The sequence below is a fragment of the Xenorhabdus sp. TH1 genome (assembly GCF_037260955.1).
Taxonomy (GTDB): Bacteria; Pseudomonadota; Gammaproteobacteria; order Enterobacterales; family Enterobacteriaceae; genus Xenorhabdus; species Xenorhabdus griffiniae.
The window spans coordinates 1,197,992-1,219,968 of sequence record NZ_CP147734.1; the positions used below are offsets into that span (position 1 = coordinate 1,197,992).

Annotated in this window: 9 protein-coding genes and 2 pseudogenes; 8 read left to right on the forward strand and 3 right to left on the reverse strand. The window is 47.0% G+C overall.

The window, feature by feature from the left end; all coding sequences use genetic code 11:
- Position 1: 1 nt before the first annotated feature.
- The 3 genes from WDV74_RS05340 to WDV74_RS05350 all read right to left on the reverse strand — a co-directional run bounded on the left by WDV74_RS05340 (position 2) and on the right by WDV74_RS05350 (position 15,343).
- Positions 2 to 9,958: an amino acid adenylation domain-containing protein gene (locus WDV74_RS05340; protein ID WP_338885026.1), complete on the reverse strand. Its 9,957-nt coding sequence runs from the start codon at positions 9,956 to 9,958 to the stop codon at positions 2 to 4.
- A gap of 36 nt (positions 9,959 to 9,994) precedes the next feature.
- Positions 9,995 to 13,234: an amino acid adenylation domain-containing protein gene (locus WDV74_RS05345; protein ID WP_338885027.1), complete on the reverse strand. Its 3,240-nt coding sequence runs from the start codon at positions 13,232 to 13,234 to the stop codon at positions 9,995 to 9,997.
- A gap of 474 nt (positions 13,235 to 13,708) precedes the next feature.
- Positions 13,709 to 15,343 carry a cyclic peptide export ABC transporter gene (locus WDV74_RS05350; protein ID WP_338885028.1) on the reverse strand — a complete coding sequence of 545 codons (1,635 nt, stop codon included), beginning with the start codon at positions 15,341 to 15,343 and terminating at the stop codon, positions 13,709 to 13,711.
- Between the two features lie 217 nt (positions 15,344 to 15,560).
- Between WDV74_RS05350 and WDV74_RS05355 the strand changes: the two are divergent.
- The 8 genes and pseudogenes from WDV74_RS05355 to WDV74_RS05390 all read left to right on the forward strand — a co-directional run.
- Positions 15,561 to 15,716: pseudogene (locus WDV74_RS05355) on the forward strand (transposase); the annotation flags it as partial.
- A gap of 83 nt (positions 15,717 to 15,799) precedes the next feature.
- A pseudogene (locus WDV74_RS05360) lies at positions 15,800 to 16,003 on the forward strand (IS3 family transposase); the annotation flags it as partial.
- A 378-nt stretch (positions 16,004 to 16,381) separates the two neighbouring features.
- Entirely contained in the window at positions 16,382 to 17,017 is a 636-nt protein-coding gene (locus WDV74_RS05365) for a hypothetical protein (protein WP_338885029.1), read from the forward strand.
- A gap of 2 nt (positions 17,018 to 17,019) precedes the next feature.
- Entirely contained in the window at positions 17,020 to 18,192 is a 1,173-nt protein-coding gene (locus WDV74_RS05370) for an isochorismate synthase (protein ID WP_338885030.1), read from the forward strand.
- On the forward strand, positions 18,186 to 19,808 hold the full coding sequence (locus WDV74_RS05375; RefSeq protein WP_338885543.1) for a (2,3-dihydroxybenzoyl)adenylate synthase: 1,623 nt from the start codon (positions 18,186 to 18,188) through the stop codon (positions 19,806 to 19,808). The genes WDV74_RS05370 and WDV74_RS05375 overlap by 7 nt, the downstream gene beginning before the upstream one ends.
- An 11-nt stretch (positions 19,809 to 19,819) precedes the next feature.
- On the forward strand, positions 19,820 to 20,704 hold the full coding sequence (locus WDV74_RS05380) for an isochorismatase family protein (RefSeq protein ID WP_338885031.1): 885 nt from the start codon (positions 19,820 to 19,822) through the stop codon (positions 20,702 to 20,704).
- The gene (gene dhbA / locus WDV74_RS05385) at positions 20,701 to 21,447 is read left to right on the forward strand and encodes a 2,3-dihydro-2,3-dihydroxybenzoate dehydrogenase (protein WP_338885032.1); all 747 of its coding nucleotides are present in this window, start codon (positions 20,701 to 20,703) and stop codon (positions 21,445 to 21,447) included. Before WDV74_RS05380 ends, dhbA begins: the two co-directional genes overlap by 4 nt.
- Positions 21,448 to 21,571: 124 nt before the next feature.
- On the forward strand, positions 21,572 to 21,913 hold the full coding sequence (locus WDV74_RS05390) for a cupin domain-containing protein (RefSeq protein ID WP_338885033.1): 342 nt from the start codon (positions 21,572 to 21,574) through the stop codon (positions 21,911 to 21,913).
- Positions 21,914 to 21,977: the final 64 nt, after the last annotated feature.

Here is a 21,977-nt window from a genome sequence, read left to right on the forward strand (position 1 = left end):
ATTAATTATCTCCATTTAGCAGGGCACGCAGTTCATCTTCGGACAAGTTTTCCAATTCTTTTTGCAGCAATTCGATGTCTTCTTGTGCGAAAAAGGTTTCGATCTGTCTTGATGCGATAAGCTCGGCGAGTTCAGAAAGTTCTGGATGGGTAAATATGTCTTGAATAGACACTTCAAGATGGAATGCATCACGTAATCTTGCCATTAACTGAATGATTGATAGGGAGTTTCCACCCAGATCAAAGAAGCTGTCATGGCGTCCTATTTGTTCTAGTCCCAATAAATTCTGTAGGATAGCGGCAATTTGCTGTTCGATTTCACTTTGGGGCGCTTCGTATTCACGGCTGGCGATGGCGGAACGATCCGGTGCTGGCAGTGCTTTGCGATCTAATTTGCCGCTTCCGGTTAGCGGGAAGGCTTCCAGCACAACAAACGCGCCAGGCACCATATAACTAGCCAGACGGTTATTGAGTTGTTCACGCAGGCGATTGGCTTCTAGTGTGAAACCGGATTGTGGAATGACGTAGGCTACCAGACGTTTGTCGCCGGTTTCTTCTTCACGGGCGATGACGACAGCATCTCTGACGCCTTCACAGGTGGCGAGTTGTGCTTCAATTTCCCCCAGTTCAATGCGGAAGCCGCGTAGCTTGACCTGAAAATCGTTGCGTCCCAGATAGTCAATCATACCGTTTGGCAACCAGCGTCCTAAGTCACCGGTTTTGTACATGCGCGCATTTGGCTGTGCGCTGAATGGATCGGCGACAAATTTCTCCGCTGTCATCTCTGGCTTATTCAGATAACCCCGTGCAACACCTGAACCAGCGATGTGAATTTCACCACGGACACCAATAGGAACCGGTTGACCGAGGGTATCCAAAATATAGGTACGGGTATTGGGTAATGGGCGACCAATCGGAATATTGTCATTGAGATATGGCACTTGCGTGTTATCGATCGTCAGATGATCTACGGTCAAGGTTGTGGCAATAACGGTAGATTCGGTCGGGCCATAGGAGTTAATCCAGCGGCAGGATTGCGTTTCCGGGTGAGACAGCCAGTTCATTAAATGACGATGTTCTGCTTTTTCGCCACCGACAATAAGGGTGTGCAGATAGGGGCTAAAGCCACTGTGCCCCGCCATCATCTCCTGTACCCAGTGATGCCAGAAGGCAGTGGGCATATCCATGATGGTGATCTTCTGCTCGCGCAAGAAGGTGACAAATGTCGCATCTGGTATTCGGATATGGGGTGGACGCAGAACCAGTGTCGCGCCGGAGGCCAGGGTCGGGAAAATATCGGATACTGAAGTATCAAAGGCGATGGTCGCAAATTGCAGAATACGATCACCCCATTGTGGCTGGCTGGTCTGGCGTTGCGCATGGATAAAATTCACCACGTTACGGTGTTCCAGCATCACGCCTTTGGGTTGTCCGGTAGAGCCAGAAGTATAGATAATATAGGCCAGATGGTGTGGTTGAAGCCCCAGTTGGCGAACATCAGGGTTATGAATAGGTTGTTGTGCTAGCGCGTTACGATGGGCGTCATCATCCATCAATAAGGTTGGTATATCTTGCGTCGGCAAACGTGCCTGTAAATGGTGCTGAGTTAACAACCAGGCAGGTTGGCTGTCTGATAGCTGATAAGCCAGTCGTTCTGTGGGGTACTCTGGATCAAGGGGAATATAGCCAGCACCTGCTTTAAGGATGCCGTACAGACCAATGATCAGATCCAGACTACGGTCAGCACAGATAGCGATACGATCATCGGGACGCACGCCGGATGCAATCAGATGATGAGCCAGTTGATTGGCATGATGGTTCAGTTCGGCATAGCTCAATTGGCTTTCACCAAACACCAGCGCAATGGCATCAGGTGTCCGTTCAACTTGCTGTTCAAACAGTTGGTGGATTAAAACATTTGGCGGAAGATCAACGGCAGTATCGTTAAATGTTGCCAATACCTCAGTGCGCTCTTCTGGGGACAGAATATCGAGCGATTCAATTTTCTGTTCTGGCGCGTGTTGCAAGGCTGCGATCGTTCCCCTTAAAGCCATCTCCATATAAGTATTGATACGCGCCGGATCAATTTGCTGATAGCACTGTGCAGTGAGCGCAAATCCATCATCAAAATCATCGACATCCAGTGACAGTGGATAGTTACTGCGTTCTTCACCACTAAGTATCTGCACACCTTCCCATGCCAGCGATGCAGATTGAGATTTATTACGTGGGCTATGGCGAAAGTTCAGCAAGCTGTTAAACAACGGTAATGGTGCCTGGATGCCACTGCAACGTTGAGCAACAGCCAATGACGCTTGCTCGTGATCGAGCAATTCACTGAGTTGTTGATGGGTTTCCCGAACTGCCTGCTTAACGGTACGCCCCTGTAACCGAATACGGATAGGCAGGGTATTGATAAACATACCCAATACTTCAGAAGCTCCCACTCCCCCCTGTAAGCGTCCCAGCAGGACTGTGCCAAACACCACATCGTTTTGCCCACTGCATCGGGCTAATACGTGCGCCCATGCGACATGGAACAGCACTGCGGCACTCATACCGAGTTGGCGGGCACAGTTACGCAGGTTATTGGCGAGTTCGTTATCCAGTGTGACAGTATTTTCTACAATTTTATTGCGGTTTGTTTCTTTAAGATCATCAAGTAATTCAAAAGGTAAAGTGGGTTCTTCAACATCCCCAAGTTGTTCGCGGAAATAGGCTTGATGGATTTCCTGCGGCACACTACGGGTCTGGGCGATAAAATTACGATAAGGTAGGGGAACCGGCAGCGTGTCACTTTCTCCCAAGATCATCGCCTTAATCTCATTGAAGATCATGCCTAATGAAATGTGATCGCACACTAAATGATGGTGCAATAAGGAGAGCAACCACTGTCCAGATTCAGGATCTTGGGTAATATGTGCTGCCAGAAGTGGTGCTTTGGTGATCGCCATTCGCACCGTGTGTGGGTCGGTGAGATGACGTAATTGCGCTTCCGTTAACAACGTGTGTTCAATAACCGGCAGCGGTGCACGACGATAAACAATCTGAACAGGTTCTGGCAATTCTTGCCAATGTACCGCACTACGCAGGATATCGTGCCGATCAATGACTTGTTGCAGTACCTGTAAGAACGTATCTAAACGTGTCCGGCTATCAAATGCCATAAGCTGATTATCCAGATAGATATCGCCTTCTGTTTCCAGCAGATGGTGGAACAGGATACCAGCCTGTAATGGCCCAAGTGGATAGATATCCTGAATATTGGTAACGCCTTCAGGAACGAGGTTGACAATCTCCTCGATCTGGTTTTGTGTCAACGCCACCAGTGGCAGCATGTCTGGGGTAATAATCTGGCTGTCTTCGCGGATCAGGTTTGGCGGAACAGCCAATTCGGTGCGACTCCGTGCGCTATTTTGATTTAAACGAGCGCTCATGGCAGCCAAGGTGAGTGCAGAAAAGACGGTACTAACATCAAGGAATAGATCATGCTGGCGTAATTCTTCGATCAAATTAACGACCAACAAAGAATGTCCGCCCAGTTCAAAGAAATTGTCATGGCGTCCCACTTGCTCCAGACCCAGCAGGGATTGCCAAACTGTCGCCAGGATTTGCTCCGTGTCTCCTTGCGGCGCTTCATATTCACGGCTGACAACGGCAGAGCGATCCGGTGCTGGCAGCGCTTTACGATCCAGCTTGCCATTGGCGGTTAGCGGGAAAGCATCCAGCATAACAAAGGTACTGGGGAGCATATGTTCCATCAAACTGGTGCTCAATTGCTCACGCAGATAGGCTGGGTTGAGGGTCACTCCCGATTGTGGAATAAGGTAAGCAATCAGGCGCTTATCACCATTTTCCTCTGCACGGGCAATCACCACCGCATCACTGACACCTTCGCAAGCGGCCAGTCTCGTCTCAATTTCTCCCAGTTCAATGCGGAAACCACGTAGCTTGACCTGGAAATCGTTGCGCCCCAGATATTCAATGGTGCCATTTGGCAACCAGCGTCCCAGATCCCCTGTTTTATACATACGGGCTTCGGTTTGTTCACTAAAGGGATCGGGAATAAATTTCTCTGTCGTTAAATCGGGTTGGTTTAGATAACCACGAGCCACCCCTGCGCCGCCGATATGAATTTCACCACTAATCCCAATGGGAACCGGCTGGCCTTGGGTATCCAGAATATAAATTCGGGTATTGGGTAGTGGATAACCAATTGGGATCACACCTTCAAGTTGTTGCAGGTTTTGGCTATCCAGCTTCAATGTTGTGGCAATAACGGTGGTTTCAGTCGGGCCATAGGAGTTAATCCAGCGGCAGGATTGCGTTTCCGGGTGAGATAGCCAGTTTATTAAATGACGATGTTCTGCTTTTTCGCCGCCGACAATAAGGGTGTGCAGATAGGGGCTAAAACCACTGCGACCTGCCATCATTTCCTGTACCCAGTGGTGCCAGAAGGCAGTTGGCATATCTATGATGGTGATCTTCTGCTCGCGTAAGAAGGTGACAAAAGTGATATCCGGTATTCGGATATGAGGCGGACGCAGAACCAGTGTCGCGCCGGAGGCCAGGGTCGGAAAGATATCGGATACCGAAGTATCAAAAGCGATGGTCGCAAATTGCAGAATACGATCACCCCATTGTGGCTGGCTGGTCTGGCGTTGCGCATGGATAAAGTTCATCACATTACGGTGTTCCAGCATCACCCCTTTGGGTTTGCCCGTGGAGCCGGAGGTATAGATGATATAGGCCAAATGATGGGGTTGCAGTCCCAGTTGGCGAACATCAGGGTTATGAGTGGGTTGTTGTGCCACCGCGTTACGATGGGCGTCATCATCCATCAATAAGGTCGGTATATCCTGCGTCGGCAAACGTGTCTGTAAATGGCACTGAGTTAACAGCCAGGCAGGTTGGCTGTCTGACAACTGATAAGCCAGTCGTTCTGTCGGGTACTCTGGATCAAGGGGAATATAACCCGCACCCGCTTTAAGGATGCCATACAGACCAATGATCAGATCCAGACTGCGGTCGGCACAGATAGCGATACGGTCATCGGGACGGACGCCAGACGCAATCAAATGGTGAGCCAGTTGGTTAGCATGACGATTCAGTTCGGCGTAACTGAGTTGGTCATCACCAAACACTAATGCGAGCGCATCAGGTGTTTGTTCCACTTGTTGCTCGAATAATTGGTGGATCAACTTGTCTTGTGGATAGGGTTGAGCGGTATGGTTGAAATCCACTAATACCTGCTTGCGTTGTTGCGGTTGCAGCAACGGTAAATCTTGTATCCGCAGAGCATCATCAGCCACCATCGCGGCTAACAGGGTTTGCAGGTAGCGTGCCAGCCGTTCAATACTGGCACGATCAAACAGATCACTGGCGTATTCCAATTCGCCAGCTAACCCATTATTGGTGTCGTTCATGGAAAGTGACAGATCGAAATGGGTGCTTCTGCGGGCCAACGGCAACTCATCCAGCACTAGACCGGGTAATTCAAGGGATTGTTGTATCGGTGTGTTATCCAGCGCGAGCATAACCTGAAATATCGGGCTATAACTCAAGCTACGTGGCGGTTGCAACGCTTCGACCAATTGTTCAAAGGGTAAGTCTTGATGTACATAAGCTGCCAGTGCATGGGCTTTGACTTGTGCCAATAACGTGCTAACGGTGGGGTTATCTTCCAGTTTTATCCTGAGTGCCAGCGTATTGGCGAAGAAACCAATCAACGGCTCTAATTCACGGTGCTGCCGGTTAGCGATCGGGGTTCCAATAACAATATCGTGTTGACCACTGATGCGGGCAAGCAAGATTGACCATGCAGCCAGCAATGTCATAAATAATGTGGCACCATGGCGCTGGCTCAATGCCTTTAAGCCATCACTTAATGCAGGTGAAAGGGTGAATGCCACTTGATCGCCATGGTAGCTCTGAACCGCAGGGCGTGGCCTGTCTGTTGGTAGCTCCAGTAACGCCGGGGCGCCTTGCAGGGCTTCTCGCCAGAAACTGACCTGTTTTTCCCGCACTTCACCCTGTAGCCATTGTTGCTGCCAGAGAGCATAGTCAGCATATTGCACTGTCAGTGCAGGCAGTGGATCGTTTTGCCCCTGAATGAAAGCACGGTAGAGGGTGGTGAATTCATATATCAGGATGTTTAATGACCAGCCATCCGAAATCATGTGGTGCTGAGTCAACAACAGAACATGTTCATTATTGGCGAGTTTTAGCAATTGTCCGCGAATTAATGGCTCCAGGGCAAAATCAAAGGGATGGTTAGTTTCAAATTGAGCGGCGGTATCAATAGCCGCCTGTTTTTCTGTCTCAGTTAACTGACTGAGATCTTTAATGGTTAACTTGAAGCCACGCTCCGCATCGGCAATGACTTGCCGGACAATACCCTCCTCCATTTTGATCGTTGTGCGCAGAATTTCATGGCGGGCAACGATCTTATCCAAAGCCGCTTGCAGTGCATTCAGGTTTAACTGGCCTTGCAGACGTAACCCACCAGAGATGTGATATGCCGTTTGGGCGGCAGGATCTAACTGCGCCAGGAACCACAGGCGTTGTTGTGCCCAGGAAAGTGGCAGAATTTGTTGCCGGTCGGCGGGTAATATCACCGGTTGTGTGGCATGTTGTAATGGTTGATTGGTTGTATCCAGTGATTGTGCCAAATCGGACAAAATGGGATGAGTAAATAGATCTTGCAAATCCACTTTACGGTTGAAAACCTGACGCAAGCGGGTTGCCATCTGTACTGTCAGTAAAGAGTGACCACCCAACTCAAAGAAATGGTCATGACGTCCCACTTGCTCCAGCCCCAGCAGGGATTGCCAGATTTCTGCCAGTTTCTGCTCAATATCCCCTTGAGGGACTTCATATTCACGACTGGCAATGGCAGTACGATCCGGTGCAGGCAAAGCCTTGCGATCTAATTTACCGCTGCCGGACAGGGGGAAGGTGTCCAGTATGACAAATGCACTGGGGATCATGTGCTCCATCAGGTGGATACTCAATTGTTCACGCAGATGGGAAGGAGTGAGCGTAACACCAGGTTGTGGTATCAGGTAGGCAACCAGACGCTTGTCGTCAGCCGTTTCTTCACGGGCAATGACGACAACATCTTTAACTCCGTCGCAAGCTGCCAATTGCGCTTCGATTTCTCCCAATTCAATACGGAAGCCACGTATCTTGACCTGAAAATCATTGCGTCCTAAATATTCAATGTTACCGTCCGGCAGCCAGCGCCCCAGATCGCCGCTTTTATATAGACGGGCATTAGCTTCTTTGCTGAACGGATCGGGTATGAAGCGTTCTGCCGTCAGTTCTGGTCGGTTTAAGTAACCACGGGCGACACCGGCGCCACCAATATAAATCTCTCCACTGACACCGATAGGAACAGGTTGACCGGAGGGATCGAGAATATAAATACGGGAATTGGCATTGGGGCGGCCAATAGGAATGCTATGGATAATCTCGGTAGGGGTGTCACTATTTAGGATCAGGGAAGTCACGATCACGGTGGTTTCAGTTGGGCCATAAGTGTTGATCCAGCGGCAGCGTTGCGTTTCGGGCAATGATTGCCAATCTACCCAATGGCGGTATTCCGCTTTCTCACCACCGACAATCACCGTATGCAGGTAAGGGCTGAAACCTGTACGATCGGCTTTCATCTCCTGTACCCATTGGTGCCAGAACGCAGTCGGCACATCCATAATGGTGATCTTCTGCTGCTGTAAAAAATCGATAAATTCTATATCCGGTACACGGATATGGGCAGGACGCAGGACTAAAGTTGCCCCCGCAGTCAGGGTCGGGAAAATATCTGAGACGGAAGTATCGAATGCCATGGTCGCAAATTGCAGAATGCGATCCCCTGGTTGGGGATGGCTGATTTGATGTTGGGCATGAATAAAGTTGACGACATTACGGTGTTCCAGCATCACGCCTTTAGGCAATCCAGTCGAACCGGAGGTATAGATAATATAGGCCAGATGGTGTGCTGACTGGCTAGCATCAGGATTATGGGTCGGCTGTTGTGCCGCAACATTTAGATAATTTTCATCATCCAGTAACCAGAACGGCACTTCCGTCAGCGGTAAACTTGGCTGTAACTGTTTTTGGGTCAACAATAATTTTGGTGTGCTGTCTGATAACTGATAAGCCAGCCGTTCGGCAGGATATTCTGGATCGAATGGAACGTAACCTGCCCCTGCTTTGAGAATGCCTAACATGCCAATGATCATATCCAGGCTGCGCCCGACACACAGTGCCACGCGGTCATCTGGGCGTATACCAAAGGCAATCAGGCGGTGGGCCAGTTGGTTGGCGCGTTGGTTTAGTTCGGCATAACTTAGTTGCGTATCTTGGTACACCAAGGCAATAGCATCAGGTCTTGATTCTGCTTGTTGTTCAAAGAGCTGGTGGATCAACTTATCTTGTGGGTAGGTGAAGTTTGTGTCATTAAAATCCACCAACAATTGTTGGCGTTGCTGGGGCGTTATCAACGGCAGTTCAGCCACGTGCCGGCTATCATCAGCCACCATTGCCGCCAGCAAGGTGTTTAAGTGGCTGACTATACGTTCAATCGTGGCGTGGTCGAACAGATCACGGGCATATTCCAGATCACCCACTAACCCATTTTCAGTTTCATCCAGGGTTAATGTCAGGTCAAAGTAAGCACTATCCCTGATTAATGGCCGCTCATCTAATACCAATCCTGGCAGCTCAAAATGCCGTTGTCCCGGCGTATTATTGGTTGCCAGCATGACCTGAAAAATGGGGCTATGACTTAAGCTGCGCGGAGGTTGTAAGATCTCGACCAATTGTTCAAAGGGCAGATCTTGATGGACAAAGACATTGATTGCTTGTTCTTTTACTTGTGCCAGTAGTTCACTGACAGTAGGGTTATTATGCAATTGCACACGTAACGCCAATGTATTGGCAAAAAAGCCGATTAAAGGGGCTAATTCAGGCTGCTGGCGATTGGCGATGGGAGTGCCAATCACAATATCATCCTGACCACTCAGTCGGCCAAGCAATGTAGCCCATCCCGCCAATAACGTCATAAATAAGGTAGTTCCGTGACGCTGGCTGAGTTCTTTTAAACCGGTCTGTAATGCGGGGGGAAGAATAATATTAACCCGTCCGCCGGTATAGCTTTGCTTCGCGGGGCGTGGACGGTCGGTAGGTACTTCCAGAAGTGCGGGAGCACCTTGCAGGGTGTTACGCCAGAATTCGGCCTGTTTTTCCAGCGCCTCTCCCTGTAACTCATTTTTCTGCCAGAGAACATAATCAGCATACTGAATGGTCAGGGCGGGCATGGGATCAGGCTGTCCTTGACAGAATGCGCGATAAAGTGTGGACAGTTCTTGCATAAAGACACTGACTGACCAGCCATCAGAGATAATATGGTGTTGAGTTAACAGCAGGACATGCTGATCTTCTGCCAGTTTTAGCAAGCGTCCCCGTGCTAATGGGCCATGGACAAAATCAAAAGGGTGGTTTGCTTCAAGACAGGCGATTTTTTCAATAGCCGCTTGTCGTTCTGAGTCTGTTCCTGCGGAATAGGATTGGCTGAAATCTTCTTGTATCAGGGGAAAACCACAATCTGCATCATGAATGATTTGTTGGGCTTCGCCTTCTACCGTCACGATAGTGGTACGCAGAATTTCATGGCGTGCCACAATACGATCCAAGGCTGCTTGCAAGGCATTCAGGTTCAGTTTTCCCTGTAGGTTCAACCCTACTGACATATGGTATGCCGTTTGTGCAGCAGGATCTAACTGAGCAAGGAACCATAAACGTTGTTGTGTCCAGGATAATGGCACGCCGTTATCACGCGGTTGAGCCGTGATTGTTGTCTTTTGTGTCGATTGGCGGGTTATTTTTGCTGATTTGGCTAACTCAAGTAGTCTTCTGCGTTCCGCTAATGGTAGAGATGAAAGCTCGTTATTATTCATTTGATTATCACCATTTAAAACAAGGTAAATTAAAATCTAATTCATTGATTTATAAACATCTTGCAGAGACTCTGAATCGAATTGCAGCAATAGAGAGTCAATAATGCATTCTTCAAGTTGACAGAGGGTTGGGTGGGAAAACAGTTGATGAATAGATAATTCAACATCAAATGTTTGTTTTATTTGCGACTGTAGCTGTAGCACTAACAGAGAATGACCACCTAGCTCAAAGAAGTTGTCATAGCGACTTACCCGATCCAGCCCCAATAATGTTTGCCAAATAGCGGCCAACTGCGCTTCGGTTTCGCTTTCTGGAGCCGCATATTCACGACTTGACATCGCTGCGTGATCGGGAGCAGGCAGAGCTTTGCGATCGAGCTTGCCATTTGGCGAGAGAGGAAACGCCTCCATTACCACAAAGGCAGCCGGTATCATGTAATCGGCGAGAGTGCGGCTTAATTGCTCACGCAGTTGAGAAATGCTTGGGGTGCTATCCTGATTTGGGATCAAATAGGCAACCAGTCGTTTGTCATGGGGTCCATTGTCACGGGCAATCACCACCGCTTCACGAATGCCCGCACACTGGGTCAGGCAAGTTTCAATTTCACCCAGCTCAATACGCAATCCGCGAATTTTGACTTGAAAGTCGTTGCGTCCCAGATAGGCGATACTGCCATCTGGTAGCCAACGTCCCAGATCGCCAGTTTTATACAGACGAGCATCAGGATCGGCATTAAATGGGTCGTTAATAAAACGTTCAGCGGTTAATTCAGGCAGGTTTAAATAACCACGGGCGACACCCACTCCACCGATATAAATTTCCCCCGCCATACCAATTGGAACGGCTTCTCCATGAGTATCGAGAATATAGATTTGGATATTGGCAATAGGCTGTCCAATCGGCACTTGTCCGATATAGCGATCCGGAACACATTGCCAGGCCGTGACATCAATGGCTGCTTCCGTGGGGCCATATAAATTATGCAGTTCACTGTGAGGCAAGTGAGAAAGACAGTGTTGTTGCAAGGCATAAGGCAGCGCTTCTCCACTGCATAAAATTTGGCGTAGGGAAAGGCAGCGTCCGGCTGGAATGTAATGGAGAAAACTTTGCAACATGGAGGGGACAAAGTGGATCGTCGTGATATGACGGCGTTCTATCTCTTCCAATAAATAATGCGGTTCTTTATGACCGCCGGGGCGAGCCATCACTAATTGCGCCCCAGACATCAGGGGAAGGAAGAATTCCCAGACGGAAACATCAAAACTAAACGGCGTTTTTTGTAAGACGCGATCGTGTGGGGTTAATTGATAAGCCTCTTGCGCCCAAAGCAAACGGTTAACCACGCCGCGATGCTCATTCATCACCCCTTTGGGGAGTCCGGTTGAGCCAGAGGTATAGAGGACATAGGCCAGATGACGTGATGTCAGCCCTAAATAAGCGGCCTCTAAGTTATCATTATCCTGGCGGGTAATATTGGCCTGAACGGTGGGATTATCTAAAAACCAGACAGGAATTTCAGTCACGGGCAGTTGTTCTTGCAAGCCATGATGAGTTAGCAGGATCACAGGTTCACTGTCTGACAGGATATAAGCGAGCCTGTCTGTGGGATATTCCGGATCGAGTGGCACATAAGCCGCCCCCGCTTTCAAAATCCCCAACAGACTAATGACCATATCCAAACTACGTTCCATGCAAACGGCGACGCGATCATCGGGATGAATTCCCGTTGCGACAAGGGCATGAGCTAGCTGGTTAGCCCGCTGATTCAATTCCATATAACTGAGCTGCGTATTCTCATATAGCAGTGCAATGGCAGTTGGGTTGCGTGCTGCTTGTTGCTCAATAAATTGATGGATTAAGGCGTGTTGCGGGAAGGGCTTATCCGTATTGTTAAAATCATGAAGGATTTGCTGACGTGCCTGTTCATCCATCAATGGCAAACGATCAATTGTCTGTTGTTCGTCGTTTATCATCGCTTCCAGCAGAGTCAAAAGGTTTTGCATAAGCTGGGAGATGAATGCTGCATCAAATATTGCCGTGTCGTAATAAAAGGTATAACCAATATGCTCGCCAGATTCTAAGACATTTATCATTAATGGAACGGGGACATCGGCATAGAGAGGATATGGGAAAGGTCGTAACTCTGCATTTCCCCACTGTACCGTGATATCGTCATCTTCCGCCATCCAGAGGGTAGTCAGGTCACCGATATATCTGGCTTTTTGGAATATCATGACTGTCTGGAAAACAGGGTGAACTTCTGCATTGCGTTGCAGTTTTAGTTGTTCCAGTATCTTGGTGAACGGATATTTCTGGTTTTCAATACCCTGCCGAATAGTCTTCGTCGCTTGTGTGATATGTTCCTGTACGGTCATATCACGGTTTATCTGGCAGCGTAAAGCAACCGGATTGATAAATTCGCCGACTAATTTTCCCCAACGTGCCCGGCCTCTGCCCGGCAAGATAGAACCGATAATGACGTCATCCACTGCGGTATAACGGCTGAGAAGGATTTGGTAGGCAGCCAGAAAAACAGCAAATAGGCTGTTGTCATATTTTAGCGCTAATGCTTGCAGCTTGTGCGTCAGTGACTGGTTAATGATTTTCTTTAACGATATTTTTCCTGTGGCGTGCAGGGGGCTGTTTTTTGGTGGCCATTGTGAGATAGCTAAATCACCCGCCAATGTGTTTTGCCAGAATTGTTGTTGTTTTTTAGCGCTGGTACTTTTTAGCCATTGTTGTTGCCATTCCACATAATCGTGGAAACTATTTTCTGGTGCGGGTTCCAGGGGTTTTGCCGACAGCAGAGCATCAAGTTCATCTAACAGTATCCAATAAGACCAGCCATCAACGGCCAGATGATCAAAGGTCAAGACCATGACACTTTCTTGTTGATTGCGTTGATACCAGCTGGCATAAACCCGCAACGGATGGGCCAGGTCAAACATATGCCAGCAATCGTCCTGAACACGCTGTTTAAGCGTTTCTTCGCTAAGATGCTGGGCATCGTGTACTGTAAGTGTGATGTTAGCGCTGTCTGCGATGCAATAACCTAATTCGCCGTGGTATAGTCCAAAACTTGCCCGCAGCATCGGATGTCTTTGTACCAGTTTATTGAGAGCCTCTTCTAAACGCTTGGCCGTTAATCCTTTAATGCGTGTACAAAATGCACTATTATTTTGACCGCGTTTGTCAGGATCAATTTGATATTGAAACCAGCGGCTGCGTTGAGCTTCTGATAAAGGGAATGATTTCAATTTTTCGGGGTAATTCATTCTATAGCTCCCTTTTTATGGGTACATTAAAAATAAAAACATGAGAACGGATAAAACAAAAAATCACACTTGGGTTTTAACAATAAAAATAACTGACCATTCTAATAAAAAAGAACAGTCTTATTTTTTATATTTATTTAATTCCTTCTTGCCGACTAGGAAATTATGTTTATACCAATCCAACTTCAAGGTGCAGTTTGCGAATCAATGTGATTGTTTATATCTCCCTGCGTAGCGGGGAGATATAAGACACATATTGAAAGACGATTGGTATATTACAAAATTAGATAATTCACATTAAATAGTTCTATTACATATTTCTAATAATATTTTTCTAATGTATCTCACTTTATTATGGGAATTATGTAATAAATTTTATTACCGTTAGTGATTTTTTTCTCAAGTTTTTCTGGGTATCTAAAGTGAAATAAGAGCCTGCTTTATCAGGCTCTCTGCCATAAGATTTATTTCATTTTATTGAATATAATGGCCCTTATGATCAACTTCTTTAATATGGCCATCCTCTAATTTAATAATGCGGTCAGCTATATTAAAGTAAGCATCGTCATGACTAATAACCAGGACAGTTTTACCTCTGGCTTTTAATTCTGGCAGTAGCTCAGTATAGAATAAGCGTTTAAACACCGGATCCTGGTCGGCGGCCCACTCATCAAACAGATAAATAGGGCGGTCTTCCAGGTAAGCTGAAACTAAAGCCAGTCGTTTCCGTTGACCTGCGGAAAGATTTGTGGTGGAAAATCCGCCATCAACAATTTTAACTTTGTGTGCCATATTTAACGCTTCAATATAATGTGTTGCTTTTTCGGTGACATTCGCATCGCTATTGAGTAACTGCTCAAATAGATGGTAATCAGAAAAAACGGCCGCAAAATGTTGACGATAATGTTCATTATTTGCTGGTGTGACTTCCACACCATTTAATGAGATAGTACCGGATTCTTGCTCAAACAGGCCAACAAGCAACATGGCAAGTGTTGTTTTCCCACTGCCATTCCCACCGACGATAAAAACAATTTCACCTTGCGATATTTTTAAACTTAATGGGCCGAGTGCAAACTGGCGATCTTCTTTATCCGTTGTGTAATGGTGGACAACATCTTTCAGCTCAATCTCGATGGCTTGCTGCTTGTTAAATGGGTTGGGGCCTTCAATTTGTGCCGATAGGGCTTCTTCCAGTTGGCTGTCAAGACGCCGCATTTTATTTAATGAAACTTCCGCCTCTCTCAGCTCCGGAATTGCGCCAATAACTTCACTGATTGGGCCGGATAAGAAGAGAACAAGCAACGATACAGTCACCAATGTTGATGGTTCCTGGGGAAGCCAAATCGGAACAACAAAAATAATGATACCAATCATGACATAAAATGTTACAGAACTGGCATTAATCACCCAGGCATAGCTGGAGTTCGCTTTAATACAGATCTCCTGAAACACTTTGGCAGCAGGCGCAATCACTTTATTAATGAAAAGATTTCCTTTTTGTTTATTGAGTTGCAGCTCTTTACTGCCATCAATCAGGCTTTGGAAATTAAGGTATATTTTATCTATTTGATCACGCATATCTGTCATTAATTGTAATGGATATTTTTCCCATAGATAAAACACATACATGCCAATCAGGCTAAGTGCCGCTAAAATGAGAAACAGTTGCCATGACATCCAGGCTAAATAACCAAAACAGGCTATGATTAGGGTGATATTACCAAAAACAGAGGGAGCCAACATAAAGGAGTGTACAAAAACATCGACATCTTTGGTTAAAACCGCCAATAAACCGTGCCGCCCAAGTTTATGTAGTTTTTTAAGTGGCGCCCGCAAAATTTTATTACTTAAACTTAGACGTAATGAAAAAACCGTGGATTGGGCTAAATGCGATAATGTAATTTCTGACACGGTCTTAGTAATGAAAAAAATAAAACAGATGCCAAAAAAGCTCCAAAGAAATGTAATCAGGTTAATCTCTTCTGTTACTCCTTGACTGATCATCCCAACTATCGAAGCACCGGCAAACCCACTAATTAATGCGCTTATTGTCGATACCAACAATAATACCCAAGATTGACGATATAAATAAGCTATTAGAGTCATAGAAAACAAGCCATTTCGAAGGTTATAATTAATATGAAAATTCATATATCTGCTTACTCAATCCATTATGGTTATTTTTTTCTTATAAAACTGCAAGCGTGATTTATGGCATAGTAATATTAATAAATATAATTTTGATAAAGATTATTCTCAATGTGAATGATAATGCGAAATTGCTTCCCTTTATCGCCGACAAACAGGCTGTGGCCATCTGCTTATTATTTCCTGTATCGATCCTCTCATTGCAGCGATTTTTGTGAATGAGGTCAATGCAGATATATTTTCGAATGGCAGGCAACTTTCTGTCTGGTGTGGTTTGGCTTCCCGGCAACACAGTTCGGGCGGTGAAATCCGCTTGTTTTCCCTCAGTAAATATTGCTATATGATCGAGCAATTCAGAATACATTATCCAGTGGCTTTCCTTGCCAACTGTTCGGAAATTTTGATATTTCTACTCATCTTGACGAGCAGTTTGCGGTCACTGAACCCCATCAAGTATAGGGATGTGACCGACATTTGGATCGGTAAACGTTGGGTGTATTTGGCTGTAGTTCTCGACTTGTTTGCGTGCAACCCCATTGGCCGGATGATGTCATTTTCCCGGATTCTGAGTTGACATAGAAAGAGTTAGAAATAGTATTTGAATCAAGGGAGAAGCTATAAGGTATCATGTTTCATCGCGATCAAGGCAGCCAATGTACTAGCAAAGCCTTCCAGGACTCAATAGATTAATGTCATGATCCAAAATCCCCATACCCACGCAATAGTTAGATGACTTTTCTCTGTTGCTATATCTATAGAAATTTTTACAAGAAAACGGTATCAATTAATAATACAAATTACATTGATAATCATTTCTATTTAAAATATTGTAATGGGGTTTTCCTTCTCAGGAGCCAACACCTCTCCTGATGAACGTTTTGTCAAATTGGATTTCTGGCGCCGCCTGTAAGCAGCACAAATTAATTGTTATTAAATATTTTCATAAGGCAAATCAGACGGTGTTTGATTATGTTTAAGATAAGAAGAAAAAAATTTATGGCGAAAATCATCGCCAGACGTACAAAATTTGGGTTTCAGGCGACACTATTTTCAATATCCATGTTATCTGACGGGGCGTATGCGGCTAGCGATGGGGAAGGGACCATAAGGGATGCAGTCGCGGAGCGGAAAAGCGTAACGCTACCCATGAGAAGGATTGTAGCGAAAAGTTTCGTATCAGGCGCTAAAACGGCGATCCTACTTCTCAAACTACGGCAGGTCATCTCCGTGGTTACTCGTCACCAGATGGATAGCAAAAGAACGATTTTCATATCCAAGGCACTAAATTATACCAACAGTGTTTTCACCAATTATCTAGATTCATCTAACCGCAACGATGAAGTCGTAAGCCACCGCTTTTGCTACATAAGTAATAAACTAAGAAAAAATACTTCCAATTTGAAAGGCGCATCTGTGCAGTTTAACGTCAATAACCTCACCATGTCGCCTCCTGCTGTAGAAAAGAAGCGCGCTTCTACTGCTACGACTACAGCATGTTCTCCACGTCCAGCTATCGCTAATAACACCTGGTATCCGGCACCGCTGGCGGCTCGCTCTCATGTTGCCGTCGGTATTTTTCTCCTCTCAGGAAAGGGGGAAAAGCTGGCACCTACACCAACAAGAGGAACTTGATTTTGTCTGGTATTACCCATGATCTTCCTTCACTAACGTTGCAAGAGGATGACTTTATCTTTCTGTCGCCCCACAAAAGCCTGCTCGCTCGGGGATGCTTCGCTACCTTGACACATCCTGCCGCATCCGGACATCATGTTGAGAGTGAGTTCCAGAAGAAAGTGCAACAGTTGCTTGGTCAGGCTCAGCAGGCCGGAGTAGAAAACCCCATTGTAGTGGGAGCTATTCCGTTTGATAAACGCCAACCCTGCTCGCTGTTTATTCCGAAGACCCACTACTGGTTCGATCGCCACGCCTTTAATCTCTCCGATTCTCCGGTGCAGGTGAAGGGGCAAGCTCACTACATTCCAGATCATGATGTATTTTGCAGCATGGTAGAAAACGCCTTGAATCCACTGCGCATTGGTGAACTGAATAAGGTGGTGTTGTCACGCTTGCTGCAGATTGAAAGCACTTCCCCGCTTAATGCTTTGAGCTTATGGCTACAGCTCAACAGACAGAATCCTGAGAGCTACAACTTTCACTTGCCGCTAGCAGATGGCACTCTAATCGGTGCTAGCCCTGAACTGCTGTTACGTAAAGAGGGGAATGTCCTGCGCTCCTGTCCTCTTGCCGGCTCAGCGCGGCGAGGTGACGATGACTCTAGTGACAGAAATATCAGGGAAAAGTTGTTGAACTCCGGAAAGGATCGCCATGAGCATTTGGTGGTCACAGAGGCTATCCGTCGCCAATTGACGGATCTCTGCCAGTCTCTGACGATCCCTGCAGAACCCTCGCTGCTCAGCACGCCTGCGCTTTGGCATCTCGCTACTGAGATCCAGGGGATATTGTCTGGTGATTGCGATAACGCATTGTCTCTTGCCTGTCTACTTCATCCCACGCCTGCATTATGTGGTTCTCCTTATACCTCATCCCGCAACCTGATCGGCGAGCTGGAACCATTCGACCGCGGTTGGTTTGGCGGTATTGTCGGCTGGTGTGACGCCCGCGGAGACGGGGAATGGGTTGTGGCGATCCGCTGCGGTAAAGTTCGGTCTCATCAGATTGAGTTATTTGCCGGTGCTGGCATTGTTCCGGATTCTGTTCCGGAAAACGAATGGTTGGAAACCCGTACCAAATTTAACACCATGCTGAGTGCACTTGGTTTTGCAACGCAACAGGAGCAGATATTATGATTGAATTTAGTCGCTGGCCTCAGGATATGGCCGAACGTTATCGACTGAAAGGGTATTGGATTGATCGCCCGTTGAGTGAGATCCTCGATATTCACCGCGAGAACGATGCTGTGGCACTATTCTGCGGGGAGCGATGCTGGAGCTATCGAGAGCTTAATGAAGCAGTAAACCGACTCGCTGCTTCCCTGTATCGACGTGGCGTGCGTCAGGGACAAACTGCATTAGTACAGCTTGGCAATGAAGCGGAGTTTTATATCGTCTTTTTTGCCTTGTTGCGCCTGGGCGTTGCACCCGTTAACGCGCTTTATAGCCACCAGAGCAGTGAATTAACTGCGTATGCGCACCAGATTACGCCAGAGATACTCATTGCCGATCGCCAGCATCGCCAGTTTCATGACGATACTTTTATTGATCTTCTGATAGCCAAGTGTCCGGAATTGAAAACAGTGGTGCTTCACCATGAGGATTCAGATTCGAACCGTTCGCTTTCACGCCTGATATCGGAAGAGCCCGGAGACTTCACGCCAACGCCAACGCCAGCGGATGAGGTCGCATTTTTCCAGCTTTCCGGCGGCAGCACTGGCACCCCCAAGCTGATTCCACGCACCCACAACGACTATTATTACAGTATCCGCGCCAGCAATCCGATCTGCGACATCAGTAGTAAAACTCGATATCTCTGCGCACTGCCGGCCGCACACAACTATCCTATGAGTTCACCGGGTGCGCTGGGCGTATTTTATGCGGGTGGTCAGGTCATCCTCGTCCCCGATCCTAGCCCGGACGGATGTTTTCCGGTCATAGCCCGTCACCAGATCAATATCGTCGCTCTGGTGCCACCAGCAGTCAGCATCTGGCTGGAATATGCCAATATCAGAGGCCACGCCAACGAACTCTCTAGCCTGAAAGTGATGCAGGTCGGCGGTGCCCCTCTGGGAGAAACGCTGGCCAGACGCATTCCAAAAGAGTTGGGCTGCCAACTCCAACAAGTATTTGGTATGGCAGAAGGTCTGGTGAACTACACCCGACTAGACGATGACGATGCGCATACCTTCACAACTCAAGGACGCCCCATCAGTGAAGATGATGAGGTATGGGTTGCAAACCGAGAAGGCCTTCCTGTACCGCACGGAGAGCCTGGATTGCTGATGACTCGGGGCCCATACACCTTTCGAGGTTATTACCGCAGCCCAGAACATAACCAGACGGTGTTCGACAGTAACGGGTTTTATTGTTCTGGCGACGTGGTTATTCAGTTTCCCGATGGATATCTGAAAGTCGTTGGACGTGAAAAGGATCAAATAAATCGTGGTGGCGAAAAAATTGCCGCTGAAGAGGTTGAACATCTGTTGCTGCGCCACCCAGCGGTGGTGTACGCCGCACTGGTCGCTATTACTGATTCTCTAATGGGTGAGAAAACCTGCGCCTTTGTGGTAACGCGCGAACGCGAATCCGTGAAACCAGCTGTGCTGCGACGCTGGCTACGCGAGCAAGGTATAGCTGACTACAAAATCCCCGATCGTTTTGAAAGTCTACCTGAGTTACCGCTCACTCCGGTAGGAAAAATCAACAAACAGGCGTTACGTGCACTTGCCAGCGCCACCTTAGAAAATTGAGAAAATACGCTATGAGCATTCCTAAAATTCAGGACTATATCCTGCCCGATGAAACCGCCTTACCTGTAAATAAAGTCGAGTGGAGGTTGGAGCCACAGCGCGCCGCTCTGCTAATTCACGATATGCAGGAATATTTCCTCAACTTCTGGGGAAAAGAGAGCAATATGATTCAGCAGGTTATCGACAACATAGTGACTCTGCGCGCGCGTTGCCATGAGCTCGGTATTCCAGTGTTTTACACAGCTCAGCCTAACCAACAAAATGACGTTGATCGAGCGCTACTGAATGATATGTGGGGACCTGGCCTGAACAGCTATCCAGAACAGCAAAAAATCGTAGCAGCACTGTCCCCCGAACCGAAGGACACTGTGTTGGTGAAGTGGCGCTACAGTGCGTTTCAGCGCTCTGGCTTGGAAACCTATCTGCAAGAATGTAAGCGCGACCAGCTTATAATCTGTGGCGTGTACGCCCATATCGGTTGCCTAACCACTGCTACTGATGCCTTTATGCGCGATATACAGGCTTTTATGATAAGTGATGCGCTGGCGGATTTCAGCCGGGAAGAGCATATGATGGCGCTCCGCTATACTGCGGGTCGTTCCGGACGAGTGTTGAGTACCTCTATGGCGTTGTCGGCACTTATCCCTCCCGCAGTAGAACGTAGATGGGATCGCGAACGTTTGCTTGCCATATTGCAACCCGCACTGGACGAAGATGCACACGACATTGATGATGACGAAAACCTGCTTGATTACGGCTTAGACTCGCTACGCACAATGTCCTTTGTTTCAAAGTGCCGCCAGGAAGGGTACGAAATTGATTTTACCACGCTGATGAAACAACCAACGCTGCGAAACTGGCTTGCACTGCTGAACGACGATTTGGAAGAGAAATGAACGACTTCAAGGGAAAAACTGTCTGGGTAACAGGAGCTGGGAATGGTATCGGCTTTCGAACAGCCCTCCGTTTTCACGAGGCAGGAGCTAGGGTTTTTGGATTCGATTTGAAATTTCCTGATTCAATGCCGTTTGAGACGCTCATTCTGGATGTCAGCGATGCTCATGCGGTGCAAAAAATCTGCCCTCCATTGCTGAAGGCAAATGGGCTGGATGTGCTGGTTAACGGTGCGGGAATTCTGCGCTTTGGCTCTGCAGAAACGTTAAGCCATGAAGACTGGGAAAGCTCAATCAACGTTAATGCAGGTGCAGTATTTAATCTGTTTAAAATCCTTATTCCACACTTCCAGCGTCAGCGCAGAGGCAATATCGTCTCAATAGCCTCCAACGCAGCTCACGTGCCGCGCGTTAATATGGCAGTTTACTGTGCCTCTAAAGCTGCGATGCGTAGCTTGTGCCTGAGTGTGGGGTTGGAACTGGCCCCTTTTGGGGTGCGATGTAACATTGTTTCACCTGGTTCCACACTGACGCCAATGCTGGAGGGAATGCTCAACGATGATGATATGGCATATCAGCGTCTTATCAACGGCTTTACCGAACAATTTAAGCTCGGCATTCCACTTGGGAAAATCGCACAGCCCGACGAAATAGCCAACGTCATTTTGTTTTTGGCCTCCGACCAAGCAAGCCATATAACGTTGCAAGATATTGTCATTGATGGGGGCGCTACACTTGGTGCTTGATAAACCGAATGTTTAAATTTGTTTACCTGTATGCCACTATAAAGAACGGAAAGACTATAATGAGATGGAATGGGTAAGTATTAAAAATCTAAACCAAAAACTAGTTAAAGGAAAGGGATATAACATGAGCCATATTGCAGCATTGAGAAAAGTCAATAATTTAAAACAAGAATTTGATTTAATAGAAGAAATTTGGTCACCGAAAGTGATAGCTGAAACAAATGAATATAAGATAATCATATTGCTCGCTGAAGGTGATTTTATGTGGCACACACATGAAGATGAAGACAAGGTATTTATGGTTATTGAAGGTGAACTTCGTATAGATTTTAAAAATGATCACGTAATAATAAAGCAAGGTGAGTTTTTTGTGGTTCCTAAAGGGGAAGAAAGTAAGCCTTCGTCCAAGGAATTAACCAAGCTGCTATTAATAGAACCCTATGTAGTCGCGAATTCAGGCCAATAAATGATTAAAAAAATTGTCAGGCCGTGAAGTCAGAGAATAAGTACTACGCGTGATTTAAGATGGA